This is a genomic window from Solibacillus sp. FSL K6-1126, from assembly GCF_038003445.1.
Classification (GTDB): domain Bacteria; phylum Bacillota; class Bacilli; order Bacillales_A; family Planococcaceae; genus Solibacillus; species Solibacillus silvestris.
The window spans coordinates 3,266,623-3,286,379 of sequence record NZ_JBBOPD010000001.1 but is presented as its reverse complement, the minus strand read 5'-3'; the positions used below and the strand labels follow the sequence as shown (position 1 = coordinate 3,286,379).

Annotated in this window: 15 protein-coding genes; 8 read left to right on the top strand and 7 right to left on the bottom strand. The window is 37.7% G+C overall.

Annotated elements, in window-relative coordinates; all coding sequences use genetic code 11:
• Window positions 1-151 precede the first annotated feature (151 nt).
• Window positions 152-1,108, top strand: coding sequence for an ATP-grasp domain-containing protein (locus MHH44_RS16395; protein ID WP_340799053.1), 957 nt, complete (start codon window positions 152-154; stop codon window positions 1,106-1,108).
• Between the two features lie 56 nt (window positions 1,109-1,164).
• On the opposite strand, the gene MHH44_RS16390 is transcribed toward MHH44_RS16395, so the two are convergent.
• Window positions 1,165-1,692 (bottom strand): DUF2179 domain-containing protein, encoded by a 528-nt coding sequence (locus tag MHH44_RS16390; protein WP_008406062.1) that lies wholly within the window; start codon window positions 1,690-1,692, stop codon window positions 1,165-1,167.
• A 459-nt stretch (window positions 1,693-2,151) separates the two neighbouring features.
• On the opposite strand from MHH44_RS16390, the gene MHH44_RS16385 reads away from it, so the two are divergent.
• On the top strand, window positions 2,152-3,288 hold the full coding sequence (locus tag MHH44_RS16385) for a SpoIIE family protein phosphatase (protein ID WP_008406060.1): 1,137 nt from the start codon (window positions 2,152-2,154) through the stop codon (window positions 3,286-3,288).
• 174 nt (window positions 3,289-3,462) lie between these two features.
• On the opposite strand, the gene MHH44_RS16380 is transcribed toward MHH44_RS16385, so the two are convergent.
• The 6 genes from MHH44_RS16380 to MHH44_RS16355 form a co-directional block, all read right to left on the bottom strand.
• A complete protein-coding gene (locus MHH44_RS16380; protein WP_008406059.1) occupies window positions 3,463-4,278 on the bottom strand; it encodes a CheR family methyltransferase in 816 nt (271 codons plus the stop codon).
• Window positions 4,271-6,970 (bottom strand): ATP-binding protein, encoded by a 2,700-nt coding sequence (locus MHH44_RS16375; protein WP_340799052.1) that lies wholly within the window; start codon window positions 6,968-6,970, stop codon window positions 4,271-4,273. Before MHH44_RS16375 ends, MHH44_RS16380 begins: the two co-directional genes overlap by 8 nt.
• Before the next feature lie 126 nt (window positions 6,971-7,096).
• Window positions 7,097-8,269 (bottom strand): endonuclease Q family protein, encoded by a 1,173-nt coding sequence (locus MHH44_RS16370; RefSeq protein ID WP_340799051.1) that lies wholly within the window; start codon window positions 8,267-8,269, stop codon window positions 7,097-7,099.
• A 284-nt stretch (window positions 8,270-8,553) separates the two neighbouring features.
• Window positions 8,554-9,924 (bottom strand): MFS transporter, encoded by a 1,371-nt coding sequence (locus MHH44_RS16365; protein ID WP_340799050.1) that lies wholly within the window; start codon window positions 9,922-9,924, stop codon window positions 8,554-8,556.
• Between the two features lie 342 nt (window positions 9,925-10,266).
• Complete coding sequence (locus MHH44_RS16360; RefSeq protein WP_340799049.1) at window positions 10,267-10,722, bottom strand: helix-turn-helix transcriptional regulator; 456 nt, start codon at window positions 10,720-10,722, stop codon at window positions 10,267-10,269.
• A 116-nt stretch (window positions 10,723-10,838) separates the two neighbouring features.
• Window positions 10,839-12,920 (bottom strand): DUF2339 domain-containing protein, encoded by a 2,082-nt coding sequence (locus MHH44_RS16355; protein WP_340799048.1) that lies wholly within the window; start codon window positions 12,918-12,920, stop codon window positions 10,839-10,841.
• 228 nt (window positions 12,921-13,148) lie between these two features.
• Between MHH44_RS16355 and MHH44_RS16350 the strand changes: the two genes are divergently transcribed.
• The 6 genes from MHH44_RS16350 (at window position 13,149) to MHH44_RS16325 (ending at window position 19,700) form a co-directional block, all read left to right on the top strand.
• Entirely contained in the window at window positions 13,149-14,444 is a 1,296-nt protein-coding gene (locus MHH44_RS16350) for a transglutaminase domain-containing protein (RefSeq protein ID WP_340799047.1), read from the top strand.
• Window positions 14,445-14,619: 175 nt separating this feature from the next.
• Window positions 14,620-14,997: a GntR family transcriptional regulator gene (locus MHH44_RS16345; RefSeq protein ID WP_340799046.1), complete on the top strand. Its 378-nt coding sequence runs from the start codon at window positions 14,620-14,622 to the stop codon at window positions 14,995-14,997.
• Window positions 14,990-15,679, top strand: a complete 690-nt coding sequence (locus MHH44_RS16340) for an ABC transporter ATP-binding protein (protein WP_340799045.1) — start codon at window positions 14,990-14,992, stop codon at window positions 15,677-15,679. Before MHH44_RS16345 ends, MHH44_RS16340 begins: the two co-directional genes overlap by 8 nt.
• Window positions 15,676-16,500 carry a hypothetical protein gene (locus MHH44_RS16335; protein ID WP_340799044.1) on the top strand — a complete coding sequence of 275 codons (825 nt, stop codon included), beginning with the start codon at window positions 15,676-15,678 and terminating at the stop codon, window positions 16,498-16,500. Before MHH44_RS16340 ends, MHH44_RS16335 begins: the two co-directional genes overlap by 4 nt.
• Before the next feature lie 14 nt (window positions 16,501-16,514).
• A complete protein-coding gene (locus MHH44_RS16330; protein WP_340799043.1) occupies window positions 16,515-17,681 on the top strand; it encodes a hypothetical protein in 1,167 nt (388 codons plus the stop codon).
• 372 nt (window positions 17,682-18,053) lie between these two features.
• The gene (locus MHH44_RS16325; RefSeq protein ID WP_340799042.1) at window positions 18,054-19,700 is read left to right on the top strand and encodes a M20/M25/M40 family metallo-hydrolase; all 1,647 of its coding nucleotides are present in this window, start codon (window positions 18,054-18,056) and stop codon (window positions 19,698-19,700) included.
• Window positions 19,701-19,757: the final 57 nt, after the last annotated feature.

Below are 19,757 nucleotides of genomic sequence, written 5' to 3'. Positions count from 1 at the left end.
TGGTTTTTATTTATTTTCAGCCTAAAATTTATTAATTACACGATTACAAATCATACTAATTTCATATGAATTAATGTATGATGGGAGTATAGTTTTTAAAGTTGAAAAATTCTGTGTAAAAGCATAAGCATGAATATTGGAGGAATGGCAGATGGCAAAAATCTATGTAATCCATGAAAATGATGATTGGACGCGTCACTTAGTAAATCGTTTAGAAGAATTAAACTTACCATATGAATCATGGCATTTGGACGAGGGGATTGTTAACTTAACAGAGGCTCCTCCAGAAGGTGTATTTTATAATCGAATGAGTGCCTCTTCACATACCCGTAATCACCGTTACGCACCTGAACTGACAGGAGCAGTGCTGGACTGGCTGGAATTCCACGGAAGAAAAGTGTTGAATGGCAGTAATGCATTGCGTTTAGAGTTAAGTAAAGTGAAGCAGTATACAGCACTGGAAAAGCACGGAATCAAAACACCGAAAACAATTGCTGCCGTTGGGAAACAGCAAGTTGTTGAAGCTGCAAAAGCATTGAATATCGTACCGTTTATTACGAAGCATAATCGTGCAGGCAAAGGATTAGGTGTTCAGCTATTTTATTCGATCGCTGCATTGGAAGAGCATTTAGCGAAGCCGGATTATGAAGAGCCTGTAGATGGCATTGTGCTGATTCAGGAATACATCGAGTCACCTGAATCTTATATTACACGTGTTGAATTTATTGGCGGCGAGTATTTTTACTCTGTACAAGTGGACACATCCGAAGGGTTCGAGCTTTGTCCGGCAGATGTATGCCAAATTGGCGATCTGTTCTGTCCTGTAGGGGAAGAGCCGAAAGAGCAGCGTGCAAAATTCGAAATTGTCGAAAATAACGAAACAAAGCTGCTTGAAAACTATGCGAATTTCCTGAAAGACAGCGGAATTGATGTAGCAGGCATTGAATTCATCCGCAATGCAAAAGGCGAAGTATTTACGTATGATGTCAATACAAATACGAACTATAATTCGGATGCAGAGGCAAAAGAAGAAAAGTACGCAATGCTGCAGCTTGCTAAGTTTTTAGGGCAGGAACTGGAAAAAGTGACAGCTCAAAAAGTGAAATAAAATGAGAAGTCCAATGAAGGGGGAGCGCTACACTGCACTTTCTTCATTGGACTTTTTTATTTATGCTTCTTATGCTGCTTCATTCGTTTGACTAAGAAACCGCCTTTAAACGACTTCGGTTCATAAGAAATTATAAAGGCTGACGGCTCATGATGCTGAACAAGCATAAATAGTTCCTTTTCACGATTCCGTTTCGTTAAAATTTCGTATTTGTATCGTTGACTATCCCGGCCTTCACCAACGTATGTCGTTACCGCAAACCCTTCATTTCGCATAACTTGTATCAGCTCTTCGTTGCGGATTTGTGTATTAATCGTTACATATATATAGCCAATCGCAAGCTTTTGCTCGATGCGCGTCCCGATAATGATCCCTAGACCAAACCCGACTGCATACACGACCATTGCAAGAAAACCTTGATCGCCGCTGAAAACAAGAGACAGACCAAACACATAGATGAGCATTTCAACAATTCCGATCAGTGATGCGAGCGTTGTAATATTTTTAACTAAAAAAATTGTCCGCAGAGTAAATAAAGGAACATAGAGCAGTTGTAATAATAGAATAAGCAAAATTTCTTTCATCAAATCGAATCCTTTTCTTTAAATTATGCTCATCATAATATGGGTACTCTTGTAAATGCAATAGATAAGATTATATGGAGAGGCATGAACCAAAATATTATTCATCCTATCCTTTTCCTATGTTCCCTTTAAAGAATACTTTATGCAATATTTCTCAAAAAAAACATAACTTATATGTTTACCCATCTCTCTTTTGTGGGAAACATATATGAGGATAATTATATAAATTGTTCGGTATAAAGTACTGTTCGTTCATGCAGAAAAAGAGACAGGTAGAAGCTTTCAGAACAAGCCTATCGTTTACTTAATATTATACATAGTACAAAGTTAATGAGACTTATAGACTGAAATATCGACAAAAAAGCCTCTTCATTTCATTTACCTGTCGTTTTCTGTATAATTAGGTGTAACGGGCAATGAATTATGCTTTATCTAAAAAAGTAGAGAGAAGTTGATGTAATGACCATTCTTGTTGTAGACGATAACCAAGTTAACCTCTTTGTTATTGAAAAAATATTGAAAAGTGATGGTTATGAGAAGTTTGTTTCCGTACAATCTGCAAAAGAAATGTTTGACTACCTAGATCCATCCAATGCCCCTAAGTGCTATGACGTTAATGTTATTTTATTGGATGTTATGATGCCGGAGATGGATGGAATTGAAGCTTGTCGTATATTAAAACAAAATCCACAATGGAAAGATATCCAGGTGATTTTCGTTACCGCTCTTGAAGATAAGTCGAAGCTGTCGGAAGCCTTGGACGTTGGCGGCATTGATTACATAACGAAACCTATTAATCGAATAGAATTATTAGCCCGTATACGTGTAGGGAAACGGTTGAAATCAGAACTGGACTGGCATACAAATCAGGAAAAGATTATTCAAAGTGAGTTGGATCTGGCAGCCCGTGTCCAACAAAGTCTATTAAGTCCGCCTGTTCATGAACCGGATATCTCGATTACGGCTTCTTACTTACCTTCATCGAATTTGGCCGGAGACTTGTACTATTGGGACAAGCTTGATGAAGATCGCTATGCTGTCATGTTATTGGATATGATGGGGCATGGTGTGTCCGCATCGCTTGTTTGTATGTATATTTCATCTGTTTTGCGTGAGGCAATTAAGAAGCTGACAGACCCTAAGCGTGTTATTTCAGAATTGAATCGTTATATGAATTTACTGCAAAATGAAAAAGAAAATATATTGTACTATTTCACTGGTGTGTATTTTATTATCGATACGAAGCAAAAGACCGTGGAATACGTAAATGCAGGGCATCCGAAAGGATATGCACTAGTAGACGGGGAAAAGACAGTACCGATTACGTCGACGAGCTATGCGGTAGGATTTGTGGAAGATATCAAAATTGAAAAAGCAGTTATACCATATAATTCTTCTATCCAAATTGTCCTCTTTACAGATGGTGTTCTGGAAGCAATGGGTCCGTGTGATCTGGAATCTGAAAAAGAGCTATGTAAAATTGCGAGTAGACACTGGTCGACGGACATTTCACCGATTGACTACTTATTGAAGGGTGAACTGCAACATAATCAGCCGGATGATATGTGTGTATTATTATTGCGCGCCAATAGTTAAGGAAACTAGATTAATTAATAAGTCTTTAAATATAAAAACTCAATTTTTCTGTGAGAGAAAAATTGAGTTTTTGCTATGGAGAAATAATTTAATACGAAATAAAAAATGGCACATCCGTAAAAGATGTGCCATTTTTATTTCGATTCCTATATATTGAGTAACTAAAAGTACTTACTACAACCTCTTTTGATAGATTCGCTCTGTTGCGTTAATGGTACGGTATTTGGAAACGAGCGGCGTAAATTGCAATGTTTCTTTATCGCCTAAACCCAAATATCCGTTTATTGCTAAGCTATCGTAAAAGAGATGGTGTACTTCATGCTGCAGATCCGGTGTAAAATAGATGAGCACATTACGGCAAATGATAATATCAAATTCCTGAAACGATTTATCCGTTGCCAGATTATGCTGGGCAAACATGATGTTTTCGCTTAAGTATGGATGAAAAGAAGCAAAGCTGTCATCCGTTTTATAATACTGGGAAAAGCTTTCTCTTCCGCCTGCTAAAATATAATTTTTCGTATAGGCTTGCATTTTATGAAGAGGGAAGGCCCCAAGCTGTGCTTTTTCCAGCACATCTTCATTCATGTCAGTCGCATACATCATCGTGCGGTCCAGCAAGCCTTCCTCCTGCAGCAGAATGGCCATGGAATAAACTTCTTCACCCGTTGCGCAGCCTGCATGCCATACCCGGATTTTATCAAGCTGCTTCAACTTAGGAACGATTTCTTCCCGGAATGCCCTAAAGAAAGAGGGGTCCCGGAACATTTCTGTCACATTAATCGAGAAATCATTCAGTAATACTTTTAGTAACTCTTTATCGTAAATAATCGATTCGGTTAATTGTGATATTGATGAAAAATTGTTAATCCGCATCCGATGTTCTATCCGTCGTAATATTGATTGTTGATTATACTTTCGGAAATCAAATCCTGATAATGAGTATACCGCTTCCAATAATAAGCGGACTTCTAACTTCTTTCTATACATTTCGTAAACGTTCCCCACTTGTGAGCCATACCGTTAGTACGGAGAATAGTTGTTCCAAGTTTAAAGGCTTACTAATATAATCGGAAGCCCCTGCTTCAAATGCACGATCTTGGTCTTGCTTCATCGCTTTTGCTGTTAATGCAATAATCGGCAGCTCATGTAATTGTAAATCTTTGCGGATACGCTCCATTGTTTCATATCCGTCCATTTCAGGCATCATAATATCCATCAATACAGCATCAACACGTGTCGCCGTCTGTAAAATGTTCAGACATTCTACGCCGTTTGATGCCTCTAGAATATGAACACCTTTATGTTCCAATGCCTGGCGCAATGCGTAAATATTACGGTAATCATCATCAACAATCAAAATATGCTTTTCATCAAATATTGACTTCGATACACCCATTGCCGGAGCAGCATCTGTATAAACAGCCTCCTGTACAGCAATGTTCGTTTGGGCAGCATTTCCATCAGGTAAGCTTGGCAAGTAAACAGTAAATGTACTACCTTGACCTTCAGTACTTGATAAAGTAATCCAGCCGCCAAGAAGTTTTGTTACTTCACGGCAGATTGATAAGCCTAATCCCGTTCCGCCATATTTACGAACAGTAGCACCGTCCGCTTGCTGGAACGACTCAAATACAATATTTTGCTTGTTTTTCGGAATACCGATACCGGTATCTGTCACACTCACCGTAATCCATGTGTCGCTTAACTGTCTCATGGCCGGTGTAATACGTGCTCGATCCACTTTAACTGTTACCGAACCTTCCTCTGTAAACTTCAACGCATTGGAAAGCAGGTTATTTAATACTTGATGGAATCGTTTCACATCGGTATGGAAGATTTCCGCAAGATCATTTGCGACATCCACCGATAATTCCAGACCTTTTTGATTGGCTATCGGCATAAATAAATTTTGAATATGCTGTGGTATTTCATATACATCCATCTCTCTGAACCATAAATCCATTTTTCCGGCTTCCACTTTTGATAAGTCGAGAATGTCATTAATCAGGTTCAGTAAATCTTCACCTGAATCATGGATGACTTTTGCATATTCGAGCTCATCATCAGATAGATGGTTTTCATGGTTTTCCGCGAGCATTTCAGACAAGATTAAAATACTGTTAAGCGGTGTTCGCAATTCATGCGACATATTCGCCAGGAACTCGGATTTGTAATTCGAACTTTGGCGAAGCTGTTCTGCACTTTGTCTCAGCTCAACCTGTACTTTTTCCAGCTCATGTGTTTTCTGTTCCGCGTCACGTGTACGTTCTTCTAAACGTTCATTAATTGTTGTTAGTTCTTCTGTTTGCATTTTCAGTTCTTCAGATTGTGTTTGTAGCTCTTCTGACTGAACTTGCAATTCTTCCGTCATCGCCTGTGATTCATTTAAAAGACGAATGACTTCCATACGACCGATGATGCTGTTAATCGTTACGCCTAAATGTACAACGACTTCTTTAATTAGGTCACGATGCAGTTGGCTATATGGTTTTAGTGAAGCTAATTCAAAAACAGCTACGACTTCCTGCCCGAAAAATACTGGCACAATAATACCATTTGAAATTGGAATATTACCAAGTGCTGTTTCTAAGTAGTGGAAGCTATTATCTTTATTATCATAGCTTAAAATCCGTTTTTCCTTCACACTCTGTCCAATGAAGCCTTGTCCAACTTCAAAACTTTCACGTCCGACATTGTCGCCAGTTTCCGCAAAGGCAGCAATCTTATTGAATTTGTTTTTATTGCGGATATCTTGAATATAAAATGCGCCATATACCGAATGTGTACGTGTCGTCAACGAGTTCAGCAGTACTTCACCTAATTCATCGAGTGTATCGACACCTTGGTAGGCTGTTACAACCTCGGCCAAGTTTGTTTGGAACCATTGACGGTTCTCCAATGTGGTTAGAAGTGAATTTGTTGCCAGTACGAGATCTTTCACTTCATCGTTCGTCTTAGCAGTAATTCGCTTCCGTAATTTCCCGTCTGATGCATTCATATCTTGGATAGCATCGGTTACTTCGTTAATCGACCCTGCGATATTACGAGAAATAATTGTGAAGATGATAATTGTAGCCGTCGCGATTAATGTTAAAATTCCAAAAAGGCTATATGTTAACGCCGTATTTTGGTCATTAAGCTCCGCAACTTTTACTTGAATTGCGTCTGTTTCAAAAGTACGGAATGCAGTGAACTTTTGCTGTAAATCACTGATTGCCACACTGCTTTGCATTCCATCAAACGTCGAAAGTACTTCTTCATTATTATTAGCAAGTATCGCATTCAATAAAGGCTGTCCAATATTATTGATCCAATCTTCGATACCGCTGTGTATCACTTCCAACTGCTCTTGGCCACTTGAAAAGTCCTGTACAATTGTGCTTAGTTCTTCATAAGAAGCTTCCCATGTTGCGAGTTCTTCATTAAATTTATCAAGATGAGTTTCGTCATCTGTAATTAAATAACGTTGTAAGGAGGATTCCATATTAAGAATTTGACGTTCTAGATTATTTGACATCATGCGCATTTGGGAATCATATTTAATGACGCCGTTTCGTTCTGATTGTAAACTTGTTATTTGGTTATTTAAGACAAGCGCCGAAACGATTAAACATATTATGAGAATAATATACCCACTCGTTATTTTGAAGCCAATGCCCCATTTACGTTTTTTATTCATTGTGTGTTCCTACCCTGCCTTTATATAAAATTTCTATCATCTAAGTATACTATAATTTAGTAGACTGTACGAATATGATGATTGAAAAAGTTCACAGAATGATGATTTTTAATTAATAAGAATCTTTTAATTCGTATCAATCTTTCCGTATACTCCGCCGCCGCCTCCTGTAATGGCAATTTGTCCTTTTCTTGATAAATCGATGAGGACTGCAAGTTTTTCAGGAATGACGCTTTTTAGTTCCTCAAATGATGCTTCATGTAAAATATTCATCTCGGTGCCGAATGCATCCAACATCTTTTCGATTGTTTTAGCGCCAATACCCGGAATAAAATCGAGCGGAACTTGGTGAATATACGGAGGTCTGCTGATTTCGAGCTGCGGGTTATCCGTTAATTCCACAATTCTTTTTGCAACGCCTTTGATCAACTGCTCCTTTCCGCAATGAGGGCAGCGGCTATGACCTTCCTCTATTAATTGTTCGCCGCAGTTGGCACATACCGTTTCGTGATACTTGCCAAGTAGGGGATTGAGTCCGTAATTAGCTATGATTTGTCTGCCTTCCATCTTATGGAGCGCTTTTCTCAGCTCTTCAAAATTAACATCCTGTACCCGGATTTTCTGATATTCACGGGCAAGCTTTCCTAAAGAATGCGCATCCGAATTTGTTACAAAGCTATATGGGGCCAATTCACTAATCCCTTTGACCATCATCGTATCAGAACTTAATCCGAGTTCAATTCCATCAATGAGATTTGGATCAAATACTTCCGTTAAACTACTTTTAACCCCTCTGCCGAAAAGGCTTTTAAACGGGGTAAATACGTGCGCCGGAATAAAAAGGCCGCCAAGTTCATGGACTTTTTGCTGCAAAGTGTGTCCATCACATCGTGTACGCTGTGTGCTTAGATGGATGTTCTTCTGGTGAAGCTGGAGCCAATTTGAAAACTGTTTCATCTTAGTAAGTGTCGGTATATAGCAAAGAACATGGATTGGCCCATGGCAGTTGGCATCGTAAATCTCAATTTCCGTTCCTAAAATGAGCGTCGTCTTTTTATAACGAATTCCGCCTTCAGCTAATTCTGTTGCTTTTTGTTCTAGAAGAAGATGTTCCACTTCTTCGATTACTTCTGGGGAATGACAATCAATAATGCCGATTAAATCCAATCCTTTTCTCGAAGTAGCAGTCTCCAAAATATTTGTAAGCGTCAAGTTTTTGCTTCCTGTTATTTTTACTGCCCGACCTTTATAAGTACGACCAATATGTATATGTAAATCCGCATAAATTTCCTGCCACATTATGCACACATCCTTAAAAGAGTTGTTTTATAAATAATACCCGAAATTCGAAGTTTATTTTCAACGTGGGAAAGATTATTTATATTAAATAACTCAGACACTGGTCACGACATTCGAAAGCAGCCGAAAGCAAAAAGGAAGGGGGCAAAACCCAAAAACACCCTTTTTTTCTATAAGAAAAAGGGTGTTTTTACTATGCTTAAAAATATACGTTTTTTAATAAGAGATTTTACTTATCTAACGAAATTTCTAATTATGTTGCAACTTCTTTAAACTCTTTTCTGTTAGTCAACTGCTTCGGACAGTGTCGCTTTAGTTGCGGTAACATTTTCTGGAGACACGTTTTGCATATTTACATATGAGCGTTTATCCGAAACGAATGTTAAAGCAATCGCAGCAATTAAACCCGGAATGGCAAATGCGATGAAGTTCATTTCAATCGGCAATGCAATTGATAATAGGAAGCCGCCTAGAAGGGGACCCATCATGCCGCCCATACGCCCAATCCCGGATGCCATCCCTAATGCAGTGGAACGGATATTTGGCGGGTAGTACTGTGAAACGTATGCTTGTACAATATTTTGAGCACCGATTGTTGCAGCACCAGCGACAGCAACTAACACATAAATGTAAAATGTATTACCGCCAAACCCTAGAAGTGTTAAAGCGATGGCACCAGAGGCATACATCGGAACAAGCATTTTCTTTGAACCGTATTTATCACATAACCGGGCAATAATAATCGTACCGACCATTGCACCACCTTGAAGTGTAATGAGGAAGCCTAAGCTCGAGTTCAACCCATAGCCCGCTTCAATCATGAGCTTTGGCAACCATGTGTTTAATCCATAAACCATTAGAAGACATGAGAAAAACGCTGTCCAAAACATGACCGTACTTAAACCACGTTTATTATTAAATAATCCGACAACAGGAACTTTGGAATTATCAACCGGAATATGTTCGAGCTCTTCCGTTCCGTCAAATGTTATATTCGGATCTACTTTTCGTAAATTTTTGAATAACTCTTCTGTCTTTCCCCTTCTAGCAAGGTAAACTGCTGATTCCGGCAGCTTTTTATACATCAGTGGTAATAATAGCAATGGAATTCCGGCCACCCAAAAAATCGACTCCCAGCCTAAGCTTGGCATAATTAAGATACCTAAAATAGGGGCTAACATCCCGCCGACAGAATAGCCGCATAATACGATGGAAACGACCATACTGCGCATTTTTTTAGGTGAATAATCTGTCAATAATGCGATGACATTCGGCATAATACCACCGAGGCCCAACCCAGCGAAAAAGCGGAAAATGGAAAATAACAATACATTTGTTGTAAAGCCACATAGGACTGTAAATAAGCTAAATAATACGATCGAAATCGCGGTAACTTTTTTTCGGCCAATACGGTCTGCTAAAATTCCTAAAATGATCGCACCAAACATCATACCGAACAAACCATAACTGCCAATTGCTCCGGCTTGAACTGTCGTCAATCCCCATTCTTCGATTAGTACAGGGACAACTGTACCATAGACCACTAAATCATACCCATCAAATAAAATAATGAGAAAACACCATGCCAATAAGCTGAAATGAAAGCGGTTAAATTTACTGTCTGCAATAACCTGTGCTACGTTAATCTTCTTCATATGCATTCCCCCTAAAAGTCCCCAATCCCCATTGAACCGACTTAAATTATTAATATAGTGAACAAAGTTCATAATATTTATAGATAATAATATTCTGAATTAAGGTAATTTTCAATGTTTATTATTAAAAAAGTTTAAAAAAGTTAAAAAAACATCAAATTGTCTAGTTTATATAAATTTTTCGTTAAAATGCACAAAAGGGTAAGAGAATAACTGTACAATTATTTAATTTCTTTTAGGAGATATTTGTTAGCGTATGTAAAAAAAGAGGGGTTAAATTAATATGTCCTGCTGACAGGGGAAATTCACTCAGCAGGACCGTTTATTTACTCATCATTTCAATTAAACAATAGATTTTATTGCTTGCCATTTTTCCATTACGACATCTACATCAAACGTACTAATGATTCGATAATTTTCGTCATCTAAAATGCGGTAATGCTTGCTTAAAAGATTTTGCTGAAGTCGGTGGTGTTTAAATTCGTCGATGTTCTTCCACCAAACATAACCGCCCATTGTTTTTTCACGTGGGGTAATGATGACATTATGTGCGGTAAGTTCAATGACTTCCATCGGGTCGCCGCCAATACGGTTTTGTAATGTTTCGCTATGACGGAAGAGGGCACAGATCGCAATCGTCGTTGTCCAGTTTGCATAAGTACGCTCTTTCTCGATCTGTACGAGCGTCTTTTTCGAAATGCCTAAAATTTCGGCCATTTTATCTTGCGTGTAATTATTTTCCGTTCGGATAAGTTTCAAACTTTCCGATGTTATTTGAATGATAAAATCTCGATCCATCGAATCACCTCGTGTAATAATACACTAAATATAACATAATACTATTTTCATTACGATGGATAGAAATGAAAAAAAGTAGCCTAAGCAAAATCACCTAGACTACATTCAATGAACAATTATTCTTCTTTTTCTTTTCCGAGTAGCTTGTTTGAAATGACCAGTCCGATTGCACCGATTATGATGAATGAAATCGAACGGATTAGAATGTCGAGTTCGGATAAGTCAAAGAATATCATCTTAATAATTCCGAAAAACAATAAGCCAATACCGACCATCTTCAGATTACTATAATTTCGTCTCGCTGCAAGGAACAGTGCGAGACAAGCGAAGATGAAAATGAACACGGTATTCAGAATAACCGCCGAACTCCAATTGATGAGATCATGGAAATTCATGAAGTTCGTTATACTGAAGATCCAAATAATCGAAATAATCATACTGGCAATTGTCAGCTGCTCTGTATAACGGCTGAAAAACGTTTTGTAGTTTTTATAAATCCACCCTTGTTCCCAAGAATCTGCAATAATTGCCCACAGGATGGCAAAATATAAAATGCGAACGATAAGGGCAACAATAACGGTGCGATCATCAACCCATACTGTAGAAAGTAAAACAAGTCCCGCAATTCCGTAAACTCCGGCAGCAAGCCATGGGAGTAGTTGACCGGCAATATCACGTTTGACAATCAAAACTGCAGCAAAGGCAAATGCAATCACACTAAAAGCTAAAAACGTTGTATAATGCTGCGGCATATACGCCCAGTCCAGTTTCCAAATATAAAGAAGACCGACTAAATACAATAGAGGAGGGTAGATATCTTCAAGTTTGAAAAGTCTCTTCTTCTCTTCAACCGGTGTACCTTTATACAGAAGCAGCACTTTATAAAGACCGATTAGCATCGCGATGACAAGAACAATGTTTAAATGCTTCAGTGAGAAAAATGGCTCCACTTCATAAAACATTAAAACGAAAAAGGCGAGTACAGTAAACGTAATGCCCTTAATCCATTTCATAAATAATATCGCATGCTTTACCGCAACAACCAGTCCGCCAAAAGTTACGACAATCATCAGTAGCAGCGTCATTTCACTTGAAATATTAATCTGTGTAATAATATTCAGCAGTACAATTGCTGATAATGTCCCGAACATATCGATCAACAGTCGATCCGCCCGCTTAAATACGATGTATAATGCACCAGCTACAATCGTTAAGAACAAAATAAGAGCGATTAGTAATGGAGTCTGTTCACGAGAAAGAATGCCGTTTACCAGTGACAACACAATGACAGTAAAGGTAAATAGTAAACTAGCATGGACTTTACTATTACTAGAATACAACCGTAAGAAACTTACGAGAAATAGACTGAAAACGGCAATGATCGCAAATGCAAAAAATACGAGTCGTTCATCGTGGAATATCGAAACAACCGCCAGTGCTAAAACTGAAAAAACGGTCCCGATATAAAGTGCTTTTCGCTGTGTATGCTTCCAAATAACGATTTGTAGAACTGCGAACAGTAGCACGATGAAAATGCCGATAATGATTCCGCTGAATTGCATGTATTCGAGTAAATAAGGCAGTAATAATGACGTAAAGACAACGAGTACTGTCAATGCTTCATTTCCTTTAATAAAGCTGATGAATACCCCATAAACAATGTAAAGCAGTGCAAAAATCAGAGCCACATATAAACTAAGCACATCATATAAAATGGCCCCTGCAGCAGTAGTTAAAATCCCGACAATGAAGGCACCACCATACAGTGATAACGCGACAACCCGCGATCCTTTTTGTTTTTTCTCCATATAGTAGGCACATGCGCCAAGACCGATTGATAATACAAACCCGGCAATAATTTTGACGCTATCGGATAAGAAGCCGTAATCACTAACGAGTTTCAAACCCCAAAGGACACCGAGCACTAAAATGACCGTAAAAATTCGCGGTAATGCCCGAGTAAACAATTCTTCCAGGGACCGCTTTTCCGTTTCTGGAATGGGGTCTTCCTTAGGAACAGCAACCGTATTCGGTACAGATAGTTTTTCTCGTACAACAGGTTTTACCGTTTCTGTTTTAACAGGTACAACTTGCTCAACTTTCGCATGCTGCTTTAAATGCTGGACTTCTGTTTTTAATAAGCGTAATTCCTGTTCCAAAGCCGCAATCCGCTCCAGCATCTCTGAATCTCTTTCCACAAGATCACCTCTTTCAATAAAAGTAATGATACTCTATTAGTGTAATTTTACACTTTTATGCTGTGGAAGTAAATCGTTTTCGGAAAATTCATTTACTGTAAAGTTAATCTCTAAATAAAGGACGAGGAAATAGAACAAAAACTATTTATGAGAATGTCATGCATATTATTTATCTTTTAAACCTATAATTAAGTAATATAGAAATTAGTAAAATTAGTAGGGGGTAATATGAGCAATTTAATTATTTTTTCCATCATTTTTCTAATTGTCCTAGTAATTTTTATAAAGCTGTTTCGTTCCTTTACCGCACAATTATATATACGGAGCAGAATACGAAAAGGAATCCAACAGAATTTTAAACAAATTAAACTGGCAAAAGGCAATAAGCAACAGCTTTTTGACGTATACAAAAGTGTTTATAATAACGCGACATCGAAACCAAATCGATTATTTGCCTCCAGAGACAGAGATAAATTTGAACTGAAAGCAAATACGGAATTAAATCGTATGACAAGAAACCCTTTTACAAAATTGTACGCAAGCCTATTAACCTATTCAAAAGGTTTGTTTACATGTCTTTTTCTTATTGCGACAATTCTTTCAGGCGGCATTTTGAAGGAGGAAGTAAAAGCCTCTTCATTGACATTGCCGACAGTTGACGAAAACATTCAATTAAAACTGAATGTTAACTTCGAGGATAAAATCGATCAGATCGTGACCAGCTTTATGCAAGGAGAAAATAAACTGCAAAGCTTCAATTTTCAGGATTTGGCGAATAAGAAAGTTGTTCCGGTTTATGACGTAAAAGATTTACCGCAGGCAGTGACAAATGTGGAGCAGTTAGGGCAGGCAATCGCACATCATATGTCACAGTTTGAAAATCAGTTTACGGTGTACTATGAAGGGGATGTCTCCGATTTTGAAACGACAATAGATGAAGTATTTGCATGGCTTGAAGTAAATGAACCGTATTTATGGGCGGTCATGGGCGAGTTTTCAACACGTGCAAAATATTATGGCAATAAAGTTGAGTGGCATGCAACGGTTAACTATGATTTAACAGCAGAACAAAACGCCATAGTGCTTGGGAAAATCGATCAGATTATAAGTACAATTCCGGAGAACGCAACGGAATCCGATAAAGTGAAATTTGTGAATGATTATTTAGTCGTGCATACTGAGTACAACCTGAACAGTAAAGCAAATCCGCATACCCCTTATTCTGTTTTAATGAATGGGGAAGGTGTCTGTGAAGGATATGCATTAGCCGCGTTATTAATGTTTGAAGCGCTCGGTATCGAAGCAAAATATGTTGTCGGTAATGCAGGCGGACCACATGCCTGGAATTTGGTGAAATTGGATGGACAGTGGTATCACCTCGATACTACTTGGAATGACCCGGTTCCCGATCAGGGAGATCGAGTCCATTATCAGTATTTTTTAATTAGCGATGAAAAAATTTCAGATGACCATGAATGGATTAAATCCGATTATCCTAAAACGGCTGTAAATGATTACCTGTAAAAAATAATATTGACAAAAAAATGTATTAACCACATAATACACTTATTAGGTGTATGAAGTGCTTAATACATTTTTTTATGCATACTGTATTAAGTAGTTAGTACAGATTACGATTTGACGGATTTTTTTGCAAATAGTGTACTAAGTGAGTAATACACGAAAGGAGCTGAACAAGGTGGAAGTGAAATTCAATAACCGGGATCCTGTATACGTGCAGGTTATCCGTCATTTTAAGGAACAAATTGCAAAAGGTTCGTTTGCGCCAGGGCATGTCATCCCATCTAGACGGGAGTTGGCCAATCAGCTCAAAATCAACCCGAATACAGTGCAGCGTGCCTATAAGGAAATGGAGGAGCAGAAATTGATTTATACAGAAGGAAACATGCCAAGTTGCATTACGAAAGATGAAGCGGTACTAAAAAGTGTACGTGAAGAATTAATCAGTGAAGCGGTGCAAGTATTTATCAGTTCGATAAAATCAATCAATGCGCCACTTCCCGAAATAATGGAGCTCGTACAAAAACAGTATGAGGAGGCGGAGCAGCGTGATTGAAGTAAAAAATGTCTCTAAAAAATATAAAAGAAAGCAAGTATTGAAAGATATGAGCTTTACTGCAGAAAAAGGGCAAATTACATGCCTGATCGGAATTAACGGTGCAGGAAAAACGACCATTATGAAATCAATCATGGCGCTCACTCCGATTGACCGTGGCGAAATTTTAATCGATGGCAAAAAAATCAGCAAAGATGCGTACGAAAAAATTACGTATATTCCAGACCGTCTGACAATGTCGCCAAATTATACAATTGCAGAAAGCTTCGAGTTTATGGCCGATTTTTATAAGGTGTGGAATGAACAGCGGGCAACAGAACTTCTCGCCTTTTTTCAACTGGATCCGAGCGATAAAATTTCAAGCTTGTCAAAAGGGAACACGGCAAAAGTCAATTTACTGCTTGGCTTGGCATTGGATGTAGACTACATACTAATGGATGAGCCATTTTCAGGAATCGATATCTTTTCTAGGGAACAGATCGCGAATGTCTTTACGAGTCATTTAATCGAAAACCGAGGCGTCATTATTACAACACATGAAATTAATGATATTGAGCATTTAATCGATAAGGCGGTGCTTATTGGAGACGGCCGTGTATTAATAGAAATGGATGTAGAACAAATGCGGGAAACAGAAGGCAAATCCGTAGTAGATGTAATGCGGGAGGTGTATGTCGGATGAATCATTATATAAAGCTCGTCAATTTTGAAGTGAAACGATTTAGTAAACTCTTTCTAGCTTTAATAATTGCGGTAGTAGCAGCCCAAATTTTCGGGGCCATTATCACGTCTTTACATTATGTAAGTAATGCGGAAACAACGATGCTGCGTGACCAAATGACAGTAAGCGACTATATACAAAACTATGGTGCATATTCACTGCAGAACTTTTTATTTTCGGAATACTTCATACTATCCGTTGTATTTGCAGCAGCTTTACTTATGATTTATGTATTTTTTATTTGGTACCGTGACTGGTTAGGGAAATCATCGGTTATTTATCGTTTGCTCATGCTTCCTACAGCACGCAGAAATGTGTATTTTGCCAAATTAACAACAATTTTGCTTTTTGTTTTCGGTTTAACAGGAATGCAAATCATCTTACTGGAAGTTGTGAAACAAATTACTCAACAAATAGTACCTGACCAATTGTGGCAGGCTGACAGTGTAATTTATATTTATTCTACTGACATACTGAATTTATTGTATCCACAATCACCGTTATTATTTGTTTTCTATTATGTAATTGGCATTACAGCTGTTGCCGTAATTTTTACCTCTATATTATTTGAACGCAGCTATCATCTTAAAGGGATTTTCCTGGCATTAATCTATAGTGTCATTTCAGTAGTCCTTGTAATGGTTCCAGTAATCATTCAAACGATTACCGATTATTTTTATATGAATGAAATTTATTTACTAGTGACTGGGTTCAGTATTTTAACTACTGCCCTTGCGATTTATTTAGCAGATTATTTATTAAAACGAAAGATTAATGTGTAGAGGAGGGGAATTACATGAAAAAATATTGGCAACTTCTTTTAATTGCCGGAATCATCGTTGTAACATTTACTGTGCACTATATACAAGTAGTGAACGCAAAAGACAAAGAGTATGATTTTACGTTCGAAAAAATTTCAGGTGATGATAAATATATAGATTCATTGATGTTCGAAACAAGCGTTGAGTATGGGATAGGATACAATTTACTTCTTATTAGTAAAGATGAATCCACATTAATTGAATCTATTCATAACCGTACAGTGCCGATAAGGTTTCAAAGACTTATAGATGAACATAAAAGCTTTATGCGCGGTAAAGCATTTATTGAAAATAACTATTTTGAGGACGATACGAAGCTAATTTATATGAATGAACCTGAGGAAGGCTGGAAGATAAAAGAAGGGGACACCTATAGTTATGAAGTTGATATACTGGATAAAGTGAAGGATGAAAAAACTTCATTTACTATCGAGTCACAACTGAAAAATAGATATAACTGGGTTTTTTATAATGACATTACGGTTGTTGATAATGAGCTTAAACTTATTGTAAAACAAATGGATAATGACGGAAGCGAAAAAATGTATCAAGTAATTATTGATTTGAAAAAGCAGCAGCTTCTGAGTGAAACTTTACTTGAAGAAGCAACAATGGATGAAACGACAAGAAGAAGTATTGATTCCTACAATTCTTATTCAAATTTAGGTTATGAAAAATACCACGTCTATTCTATAAATTCTTTTGATTTGAAAAGTCCTGAACAAGATATTTTTTCACGTCAGTTCAGCGCATTAAATACGGAAACGAATGAAATAACAGATATTCAGTTACCGGAAGGTTTAGATCAGAACATGCAAAGTATTGAAGTGGATGATAATTATTTAGTTATCGCCTATTCAACAAAAGAGGAAATAGTCATTTACAGATATAATATCGGACAGCAGCGATGGCTTGAACCGATTACTGTACCGTATTCTGAAAAAGTGTTAATTCCTGAACTTAATAGCACGGCTACACTAAACGGAAAATTCTACGTCATGACAGAAGTGAATAGCGATTTTATACTCAAGATTTTTGATATTGAACAAGGTACATTATTATATGAAGGAAAACTTATCAATAATAATGTGGAACAAAAATATTATATTCACATAACTGATGTTTATGAATTAGAAAAGTAACTGAAAAGATTTAAAACTCAATGAATTTGGCTACCAACAGATTTTTGGAGTATATAATAGAAAGATGCTTAATCGAGGAATGTGCGGAAAAACTTTTAGCTATTATTAATGCATTATCTTCAATTCAATTATTCCATTCAATGGGTAAAGAAAAGAAATAAGCTTAAATGCACATAACCAATCCTGCTATCTTTAAGGGTAGCGGGATTTTTTTATCTTCTGATCGTTTTTAACATTTTTTATCGATTGCATCTCTCAAAGAATATTATAGTCTTAAACAAATGATTGACTGAATATTCACATTTATTTACACTGAGGAAAATGAGGCGACATAGAGAGACAGCTAGAACTAGACAAAGGAGAGGGTATGTTGTGTTTAAATGGAAGAGCAAAGAGCAGTTAAGGCAATTATTATGTGAACTTGTACAAGTAAAAAGTGTTTCAGGTTCACAGGCAGAAAAGGAATTCCCTGATATTGTAGTGAATAAACTGTCGGAGCTGGCCTATTTCAAAGAAAACCCTGGCCATTTAAATCGAACATATTTGAGTGACGGGCGCAGTTTTATTAGCGCATTGGTCAAAAAATCTCCAGATACTAAAAAAACAATTGTATTAATTAGTCACTTTGATGTAGTGGATGTGCAGGACTACGGAAAATGGAAACAATATGCTTTTGATCCTGAGAAGCTAACGGAACAATTTTACTCGATCAAAGACGACTTGCCTGAAGCAGTGCAAGTTGATATGGAGAGCGGAAACTGGCTATTCGGCAGAGGGACAATGGATATGAAATGCGGGCTTGCCTTGCATATGTCCATTGTTGAACAAGCGACGTTCGGAGAGTACGACGGCAACATTCTTTTATTGACCGTTCCTGATGAGGAAGTAAACTCTGAAGGGATGCGAGCAGCGGTTCCAAAACTTGTACAACTTCTGGAAGAGCATAATCTTGAGTATACAACAATTTTAAATTCAGAGCCGATGTTCAGCAATTTTCCTGGCGATAAAAATAATTACTTCTATACCGGATCTATCGGAAAAGCATTGCCGGGCTTTTTATGCTACGGGAAGGAAGCCCATGTCGGGGAACCTTTTGGTGGATTGAATGCAAATTATATGGCATCGGTAATCACAGCTGAAATGGAATTAAATACGGACTTTTGTGAAAAAGTGGACGAGGAAATTACACCGCCACCAACAAATTTAATATACCGTGACTTGAAAACGGAGTATTCCACACAAATTTCACACCGGGCTGTGACGCTGTTTAATTTATTTTTATTTGAAAGAAGCATGACAGACGTTGTTTCATTGCTCCAGCAAAAAGCGATCAAAGCGGCAAATGAAATTGAACAGTCCTATATGAACAAAGCTACAAAGTACTCACAGCATACGGAATTTACACCGCAGCAATTAAAAGTGAAGGTCATGACGTATGAGGAAATTTATGAATATGCGCTGGAGAAATACGGTGAGGAAAAAGTTGAAGGGCTTCTATCAAATCGGGACAGCGAAAAAGATGATCGGAAACGAACAATTGATCTAGTCGATCAATTAGCTGCGTTATGTAATGAGCTGGCACCGATGATTGTCATTTTCTTTGCGCCGCCATTTTATCCTGCAATCAGTTCGGGCAAAAATGGACTCATCAGCAACCTTGTAAATGAGTTGAAGCAATACACGCATGAAACTTTTAATATGGAGTTTACTATTCAAAACTACTTTGCCGGAATATCGGATTTAAGCTATGTAGGACTAAACTATGAAAACAGTTCGATTGCGTCGCTTATAAACAATATGCCGGTTTGGGATAAAGGCTACTCGCTGCCGATCGGGGATATGAAAAAGCTGAATGTACCGGTGCTGAACATCGGTCCGGTAGGGAGAGACCCGCATAAATGGACGGAACGGCTGGACGCGGATTTTGCATTTGAAACATTAGTCGGTCTACTGGATTTGACGATCGAAAAGTTATTCGCAGCGCATTACGAGGTGAATGAACAAATCGTGAGCAAATAATATTCTGCCTTTAACATTTTAACGTTAGATTTATGTTACAGTGGGAATACTAACCGC

Excerpts from the sequence above, each read along its gene's own strand:
- MHH44_RS16390 (WP_008406062.1), bottom strand. The coding sequence starts at position 1,692 with ATGAAAGAAATTTTGCTTATTCTATTATTACAACTGCTCTATGTTCCT.
- MHH44_RS16380 (WP_008406059.1), bottom strand. The coding sequence starts at position 4,278 with ATGTATAGAAAGAAGTTAGAAGTCCGCTTATTATTGGAAGCGGTATAC.
- MHH44_RS16365 (WP_340799050.1), bottom strand. The coding sequence starts at position 9,924 with ATGAAGAAGATTAACGTAGCACAGGTTATTGCAGACAGTAAATTTAAC.
- MHH44_RS16350 (WP_340799047.1), top strand. The coding sequence starts at position 13,149 with ATGAGCAATTTAATTATTTTTTCCATCATTTTTCTAATTGTCCTAGTA.
- MHH44_RS16395 (WP_340799053.1), top strand. The coding sequence starts at position 152 with ATGGCAAAAATCTATGTAATCCATGAAAATGATGATTGGACGCGTCAC.
- MHH44_RS16385 (WP_008406060.1), top strand. The coding sequence starts at position 2,152 with ATGACCATTCTTGTTGTAGACGATAACCAAGTTAACCTCTTTGTTATT.
- MHH44_RS16370 (WP_340799051.1), bottom strand. The coding sequence starts at position 8,269 with ATGTGGCAGGAAATTTATGCGGATTTACATATACATATTGGTCGTACT.
- MHH44_RS16375 (WP_340799052.1), bottom strand. The coding sequence starts at position 6,970 with ATGAATAAAAAACGTAAATGGGGCATTGGCTTCAAAATAACGAGTGGG.
- MHH44_RS16335 (WP_340799044.1), top strand. The coding sequence starts at position 15,676 with ATGAATCATTATATAAAGCTCGTCAATTTTGAAGTGAAACGATTTAGT.
- MHH44_RS16330 (WP_340799043.1), top strand. The coding sequence starts at position 16,515 with ATGAAAAAATATTGGCAACTTCTTTTAATTGCCGGAATCATCGTTGTA.
- MHH44_RS16360 (WP_340799049.1), bottom strand. The coding sequence starts at position 10,722 with ATGGATCGAGATTTTATCATTCAAATAACATCGGAAAGTTTGAAACTT.